The sequence below is a fragment of the Streptomyces synnematoformans genome (assembly GCF_039531005.1).
Taxonomy (GTDB): Bacteria; Actinomycetota; Actinomycetes; order Streptomycetales; family Streptomycetaceae; genus Streptomyces; species Streptomyces synnematoformans.
This window is the reverse complement of record NZ_BAAAPF010000338.1, coordinates 1-7,482: the sequence shown is the minus strand read 5'-3', so window position 1 is coordinate 7,482 and position 7,482 is coordinate 1. Positions and strand designations below refer to the sequence as shown.

Annotated in this window: 6 protein-coding genes; 3 read left to right on the top strand and 3 right to left on the bottom strand. The window is 74.2% G+C overall.

Features of this window, described 5'->3' with window-relative positions; all coding sequences use genetic code 11:
* The 3 genes from ABD317_RS31165 to ABD317_RS31155 form a co-directional block, all read left to right on the top strand.
* The coding region (locus ABD317_RS31165; RefSeq protein ID WP_344294283.1) for an ABC transporter ATP-binding protein at nt 1-874 on the top strand (874 nt) is incomplete at its 5' end.
* Nucleotides 871-2,727, top strand: a complete 1,857-nt coding sequence (locus ABD317_RS31160; RefSeq protein ID WP_344294281.1) for an ABC transporter ATP-binding protein — start codon at nt 871-873, stop codon at nt 2,725-2,727. The genes ABD317_RS31165 and ABD317_RS31160, both read left to right, overlap by 4 nt.
* Before the next feature lie 334 nt (nt 2,728-3,061).
* On the top strand, nt 3,062-3,964 hold the full coding sequence (locus ABD317_RS31155) for a lysozyme (RefSeq protein ID WP_344294279.1): 903 nt from the start codon (nt 3,062-3,064) through the stop codon (nt 3,962-3,964).
* Between the two features lie 101 nt (nt 3,965-4,065).
* On the opposite strand, the gene ABD317_RS31150 is transcribed toward ABD317_RS31155, so the two are convergent.
* From ABD317_RS31150 to ABD317_RS31140, 3 genes are all read right to left on the bottom strand, one after another.
* Entirely contained in the window at nt 4,066-4,797 is a 732-nt protein-coding gene (locus ABD317_RS31150) for an MBL fold metallo-hydrolase (protein ID WP_344294277.1), read from the bottom strand.
* An 84-nt stretch (nt 4,798-4,881) separates the two neighbouring features.
* On the bottom strand, nt 4,882-5,955 hold the full coding sequence (locus ABD317_RS31145; RefSeq protein WP_344294275.1) for a hypothetical protein: 1,074 nt from the start codon (nt 5,953-5,955) through the stop codon (nt 4,882-4,884).
* Entirely contained in the window at nt 5,952-7,391 is a 1,440-nt protein-coding gene (locus ABD317_RS31140) for a polysaccharide pyruvyl transferase family protein (RefSeq protein ID WP_344294273.1), read from the bottom strand. The genes ABD317_RS31145 and ABD317_RS31140 overlap by 4 nt, the downstream gene beginning before the upstream one ends.
* Nucleotides 7,392-7,482 lie beyond the last annotated feature (91 nt).

The window sequence follows — 7,482 nt, the reverse complement described above, 5'->3', positions numbered from 1 at the left end:
GGGCCGCGCCCCGGCGCCCGCGTGGCGCGGACGCGCCGCGCTCGGCCCGGCGCCGGTCCCTGCGCCTGGACCGGAGCCGGAGCCGGGCCCCGGTACCGCCGACGGCATCCGCTTCGCCGGCGTCGTCTTCCGCCACCCCGACGCGCCCCCGGGCACCCCGCCCGTACTCGACGGCGTCGACCTGCACGTGCGCTCCGGCGAGACCCTCGCCCTCGTCGGCGCCACCGGCAGCGGCAAGACCACGCTCACCGCCCTCGTCCCGCGGCTGTACGAGCCGACCGCCGGCCGCATCAGCCTCGACGGCCGGGACATCACCGCGCTGCCCCGCGACGAGCTGCGCGAGCTGGTCGCCGTGGCGTTCGAGGAGCCGACGCTCTTCTCCGCCACCGCCGGCGAGAACGTGCTCATGGGCTCGTACCGGGCCGAGGAGCACGACCTGCTGCGGGCGCTGGACGTCGCGCAGGCCGACTTCGTCCACCGGCTGCCGGACGGCCACCGCACCGAGGTCGGCGAGCAGGGGCTCAGCCTCTCCGGCGGCCAGCGCCAGCGGCTGGCACTGGCCCGGGCGATCGTGGGCCGGCCGCGCTTCCTCGTGCTCGACGACCCGCTGTCGGCGCTGGACGTGCACACCGAGGCGCTGGTCGAGGCCGCGCTGCGGCGCGTGCTGGCGACGACCACGGCGCTGGTGGTGGCGCACCGCCCGTCGACGGTGCTGCTGGCCGACCGGGTGGCGCTGCTGTCCGGCGGCCGCGTCGCGGCGGTGGGGACGCACGACGAACTGCTGCACGGCAGCGCCGAGTACCGCGCGCTGATGGCGAGCGACCCGGCGCCGTCGTCGGCGGCCGCGGACGACGAGGAGGGGGAGCGGCGATGACGGCGACGGTCACCGAGAGGCCCGGCGGCGAGGAGCCGGAGGAGGACCGCCAGCAGGCGCGGACCGACCCGTTCGACCAGGACCTGCTGCCCGCGCCCGAGGGCGCGTCCCGTGCGCTGCTGGGCTCGCTGCTCGCCGTGCACCGCCGCCGGGTCGCCGCCGCGACCGTCCTGATCCTGCTGCAGCAGGCCGCCGTGCAGGCGGGCCCGCTGCTCGTCGCGTACGCCATCGACCACGCCGTGCCCGCGCTGCGGCGCGACGACCACGGGCCGCTGATCGCGGTCGGCATCGCGTACGCGGTCTGCGCGGTGGCCTCCGGGCTGCTGCAGTACACCTTCGTGCGCGCCGCCGCGCGCATCAACCAGGACGTGCTGCTGGACCTGCGCGGCCGCATCTTCCGGCACGCGCAGGCGCTCGACGTCGACTTCCACGACCGCTACACCTCCGGCCGGCTCATCTCCCGCTCGACCAGCGACGTGGAGTCGCTGCGCGAGCTGCTGAGCGAGGGGCTGCAGGAGCTGATCGTCGTCATCCTGCAGGTCGTGTACATCGCCGCGCTGCTGCTCTGGCTGGACCTGGGGCTGGGCGGCGCGGCGCTGCTGTCGTTCGTGCCGCTGTACGCGCTGATCCGCAGCTTCCAGCGGCGTTCGATGCGGATCTACACGAAGCGGTCGACGGCGATCGCCCAGGTGATCGTGAAGTTCGTCGAGACGGTGAACGGCATCCGGCCGGTGCAGGCGTTCCGCCGGGAGCGCGCGAACGACGCGGACTTCGACCGGCTGAACGGCCGGCACGAGCGGGTCAACGGCGACTCCATCCTGGAGATGGCCCGTTACGTCGTCTCCTCCCGGCTGACCGCGAACGTCGCGGTGGCGGCGATCGTGCTGTGGGGCGCGTACCGGGTGGCGGAGGGCGGGCTCGCGCTGGGTGTGCTGGCCGCGGCGGTGCTGTACCTGCGGCGGCTGTACGACCCGATCGACCGGCTCGGGATGTTCCTCAACTCCTACCAGTCGGCGGCCGCGTCGCTGCAGAAGATCGCCGGGCTGCTGGCGCAGCGGCCGGGCGTGGCGGAGCCCGCGGACCCGAGCCCGCTGCCGGCGCGTGCGGAGGGGCTGCCGGGCCGGGAGGTGCGCTTCGAGGGCGTCGGCTTCTCGTACCGTACGGGCGGCGAGGTGCTGCCCCGCTTCGACCTGACCGTCCCGGCCGGGCAGACGGTCGCGGTCGTCGGCTCGACGGGCGCGGGGAAGTCGACGCTGGCCAAGCTGCTGGCGCGGTTCTACGACCCGAGCGCGGGCCGGGTGCTGCTGGACGGGGTGGACCTGCGCCGGATCGCGAACGCGGAGCTGCGGCGCGCGGTGGTGATGGTCACGCAGGAGGCGTTCCTGTTCTCGGGCACGGTGGCGGAGAACATCGCGATCGGCCGCCCGGACGCGACCCGCGGGGAGATCGAGGCGGCGGCGAAGGCGCTGGGCGCCCACGAGTTCATCACGGCGCTCCCGGACGGCTACGACACCGACGTGCGCAAGCGCGGCGGTCGCATCTCGGCGGGCCAGCGCCAACTGGTCGCGTTCGCCCGCGCGCTGCTGGCGGACCCGGCGGTGGTGATCCTGGACGAGGCCACGTCGTCGCTGGACATCCCCGGCGAACAGGCGGTGCAGGAGGCGATGCACACGGTGCTGCGGGGCCGTACGGCGGTGGTCATCGCGCACCGCCTGTCGACGGTGGAGATAGCGGACCGGGTGCTGGTCATGGCGCAGGGCCGCATCGTCGAGGACGGCCCTCCGGCAACGCTCATCGCCGACCGCGGCCGCTTCGCGGCGCTGCACCGGGCCTGGCGGGACAGCACGGCCTGACCCCGGCCGGGGCCGGCCGGCGGCGGTCACGCCACGGGCGGATGACCGGAGAAGTGCACAGCGTGTCTGGTCTGGCACGCTCAGTGACCGGAATGCTATCCTTCGTTTCGGCTTTCACACCATGAAAGTTGACGATTTCCTCTCCGGTAACCGCAGCTCAGCGCACGCGTCACTGGACTGGACCATAAAGGGTGGCGGTCCCCCCTTCTCAGGCAGGCGTTCCTATGCGTCACTCTTGTCGTGTTCGCATCAGAACACCGGTCTGTCCCTACGAGCATCACCCAGCACCGCCTCTCCCCACCCCCACAGAGCACACGAGTGCCAGGAGGCCGCGATGCACTTGCACAGATCACTGACCCACCACCTCTTCTCGGGCCGCGCCCGCCGCACCCGTACCGGCGCCGCCGTCGTCCTCGGCGCGTCCCTCGCGCTGGTCGCGGGGCTCACCTCGCCGTCCGCCGCGTCCGCGCCGGCGGCCGGCGGCGACACCAAGAAGAAGAACCCCGTGCCGCTGGGCCACGCGTACATGGGCATGGGCGTCGACAAGCAGCAGTCGCCCCCCGACTTCAGCCCGCTGGACCACACCAGCGGCGTGCAGGGGATCGACGTCTCGCACTGGCAGGGCACCATCAACTGGACGTCGGTGCGCAACTCCGGCATCCAGTTCGCCTGGATGAAGGCGACCGAGGGCACGACGTACAAGGACCCCTCGTTCAACCGCAACTACCCGGCGGCGTACCACGCCGGGGTCATCCGCGGCGCGTACCACTTCGCCCGGCCGAACTCCTCCAGCGGCGCGGCCCAGGCCAGGTTCTTCGCCTCCAACGGCGGCGCCTGGTCCCGGGACAACCGGACGCTGCCCGGCGTGCTGGACATCGAGTCCAACCCGTCCGGCGCGATGTGCTACGGGCTCTCGCAGTCCGCGATGCGCAACTGGATCCTCGACTTCTACAACACGTACAAGTCGAGGACCACGCGCGACGTCGTCATCTACACCAGCCCGAGCTGGTGGAACACCTGCACGGGCAACTGGAGCGGGATGTCGTCGCGCAGCCCGCTGTGGGTCGCCCACTGGACGTCCGCGCACAGCCCGAACATCCCGAACGGGTTCCCGTTCTGGACCGTGTGGCAGTACACGAGCACGGGCCGGGTGAGCGGCATCTCCGGCAACGTGGACCGCGACAAGTTCAACGGCAGCCGCTCCCGGCTGCTGGCGCTGGCGAACAACACCCCGTAACCCGGCGAGGACAGCGGCGAAGGGGCCGGCCGGGCGACGGCCGGCCCCTGAGCGCGCCCGGCGGCACCGCCGCCGCCCCGGCGCCGCCGGCCGGGCACGGGTCAGCCGCCCAGCGCCGCCTTCGCCTCCGCGTGCCGCCGCGGTGCGTCGTGGCTCTCCACGTACCACTCGTACGCGTCGTCCAGCAGGCTCCGCGCCAGCGCCAGATCCGGCCCGGCGCCCGGCTCCCGCAGGTGGTACGGCGGCGGGTAGGAGCAGTCGCCCAGGAACAGCACCCCCTCCGACGGCACCCGGACCACCGTCGAGCCGGCCGCGTGGCCGCCGCCGACGTGCTGCAACTCCACCGTGACGCCGTCGAGCCGGATGCGGTGGGCGTCGGTGAACGTCTCGTCGGGCGGCACGATGCGGAAGGCGTCCCAGCCGTCCGCCGCCATCGCGCGCGAACGCGCGCCGTAGCTCGGCGCCAGCCGCGGGTCGCGGGCCGTCTCCGCCCGCAGGTACGCCTCGGACCAGGGCTTCGCCGCCTCGGCGCGCAGCGCCTCGGCCGTCAGCTCGTGCGCGACGACCGGCACGCCCCACTCCTGCGCGCCCCAGACGTGGTCCCAGTGGTGGTGGGTGTACACGACGGTCCGCGCCCGCGGCAGGCCCGCGCCGCCGAGGGCGCTCGCGACCCGGCGGGCCAGCGCCGGGCTGTGGCCGGCGTCGACGAGCAGGCAGCCGTCGTCGCCGGCGATCACCCCGATGCCCGCCTGCACCCGGTCCGGGTCGGGGTGGTGCGGCCACAGCCACACCCGCTCGGTGACCCGGACCAGCGCCGGCGCCGCTTCCGCCATCTGCCCGCCTCCCTCTCCCGGCCCGCGGCCGACAGCCAACGGGACCCGGCCGCCACGCCGGGTCCCGGCCCGCGGGCCCCGACCCTACGGAGACCCGGCCGCCGCGGCCAGCGCCCCGGCGACCGCCGCGTGCACCGCGGACACCGGCAACCGCGGCTCGGCGGCGGGCTCGTCGCCGTCCGGCTCCGCCGCCTCCGGCTCCGGCTCCGGCACCAGCGAGTCCAGGCCGCCCATGACCCGTACCCCCGAGTCCCGGATCCCCGCGACCATCTCGGCGCTCACCGCGGCCGCCGCCCGCCGCGCCCACGCCGGCGTGGCGATCCGCGCCGCGTCCTTCCCCGGCTCGTACGCCCCGCGCAGCTCGCGCACCAGCGCCTCGCGCACCAGCTTGCGCTCGGCCGCCGGCCGCCGGCTCCGGGACAGCTCCCCGTTGACCAGCCGCAGCAGCTCCACCTCGGCGGCGGTCAGCGACCGGTTGGTGAAGCCGTCCCGCTCCGGCTGGAGCAGTCCTTCCGGCAGCCCCAGCAGGTCTTCGAAGGCCCGCAGCTGCCACAGCGGATCGCCCTGGTCGACGACGACCACCGTGAGGTTCTCCGCGCCGGCCGCCTTCGCCCAGCGGGCCACGAGTTCGTCGTGCCGGTGCCGCCGCCAGAACGACGGCGTCGGCTTGTCGTACGGCGGGCGGCGCAGCATGCCGTCGAGCCAGTCGACGTACGCGTGGCGGTGCCCGGTCTTGACGTACTCCTGCCACTGCGACGGCAGGATCTTCAGCAGCGGCCGCAGCGTGACGACGACGTGGACCCGCTCCCCGCCGAGGCCGTCGACGACCGCGCGCGCCGTGTCGGCGTCGGCGTTGGCGAAGCGCTCGCTGCTGACCACGACCCGGCGCCGCCGCCCCGCGCGGGCGACCTCGGCGCACAGCTGCTCCCAGTGCGCCGTGCTCGGCGCCTCCAGGCTGTGCACGGGCGTGCCGCCGGCGATCGCGGCGACGGCGTGCGCGGGCTGCCGCGACCGGCCGGCGTACCGCACGCCGTGTGCGGCGAGCGCCCGCCGGGAGAGGTGGAACGCCCCCTGCAGCGTGGTGGTGCCGGTCTTGTGCGGACCGATGTGCACCAGCCGGGTGCGCGGCGGGAGCGCGCCCTGCCGCCGGGCCGTCACTCCCGCCCGCCCCGGCCCTTGAAGGCCGCGCCGAGGCGAGCCATGGTGCCCTTGTCCCGCGCGGTGACCTGCCGCTCCAGCGCGGCGAGCCGCGTCTCCAGCCGCTCGACCTGCCCGGCCAGCTCCTCGTTGCGCTCCTGCAGCTCGCCGATGCGGCGCGCCGCGCCGTCCTGCCGCTTGCGGACGCTCTCGGCCCGCTCGTGCAGCCAGGCGATCCGGTAGCGGTGGGCGCCGTCGTCGGAGCCGTCCCACACCCGCATCGAGGGCGGCAGGTCGAGTCCGGCCATGCGCTCCTCGAAGGCGGCGCCGCGGTCGCCGTGGGTGTAGGTGTCCTTCAGCCCGTTGCGGCCGAGGAAGCGGGCGAAGCGGTCCCAGCGCTCCCGGTGGCCGTGCTGCAGCGCGGTGAAGTCGGCCTTCTCGTACAGCTCCGCCGGGTCCAGGCCGGCCGGCTGGTCGGCCAGCATCGCGTACGGGATGTCGAAGTAGCGGCAGAGTTCGAGGGTGCGCGAGTCGTGGCAGAGGACGACGGCGGGGGTGCCGGCGAGCAGCGCGGTGATGTTGCCGTGGATGCGGGTGCCGAAGGCGAAGTCCCGCTCGCGCAGCTCCGCCATCCAGCGGTACGGGTCGGTGGGCAGCCGCGCCTTGTCGTCGCGCAGCAGGCCGTGCGCCACGCGGTTCGGCAGCTCGGCCGTCAGCCCCTTCTCGGCGGAGGTGTCGCCCCAGAGCAGCAGTTCGGCGTCGGTGAGGTTCTGCGCGTAGTACGTGAGGTCGGCGAAGCGCTCGTACGCGCGCTGCACGATGGCCGCGATCGGGCCGACGCGGGGGGCGTCCGGCGAGACGTTGACCGCGATGCGGGAGGCGTCGGTGATGCCGCCCCCGGGTCTGCGGATCTCGGGGAAGGTGTCGCCGTGGAGGAACATCGACGGGCAGCCGATGATCTCGACGTCCTTGTCCTTGTAGCCGAGTCCCTTCAGGTAGTCGCCGGTCAGCTCGCCGCGTACGCCCACGGACGCGGACCGCTTGAGCACCGCCTTCATGAACCGCTTGACCGACGGCTCGATGGCCTTCAGCCGCTCGGTGTCGTAGTCCGCGCCGGCCTGGGCGCCGACGCCGATGACGACGACGGGGATGGACAGCTGCTCGATGAGCCTGGTGAGCCGCTTCAGCGACGGCTCGAACGACGGCCGGAAGGCGTTGGCGAGCGGGACGACGAAGGCGTCGTACCGCTCGTTTATCTGTGCGGCGCGCTCCGGCGAGTGATCCGTCTTGATGCCGTTGGAGGTGACCTCGGTGCCGGGCAGGGTGAGCAGCTTGTGGGTGGCGTCGCTGAACACCAGGTTCCCCGCGTTGGTTCCGATGAGGTCCTGCTGCACGACCTCGGCCGGCTTCGCGACGTGGAAGGGGCTCTTGCCCGAGCGGAGGAGGATGTTCTGCATGGTGGGGGGGGTCCTGTCGTCTGGAGTCGATCAGAGCGCCGGGCGGCCCATGGCGCGGAACGTCCAGCCCGCGGCGCGCCAGGGCGCCGGG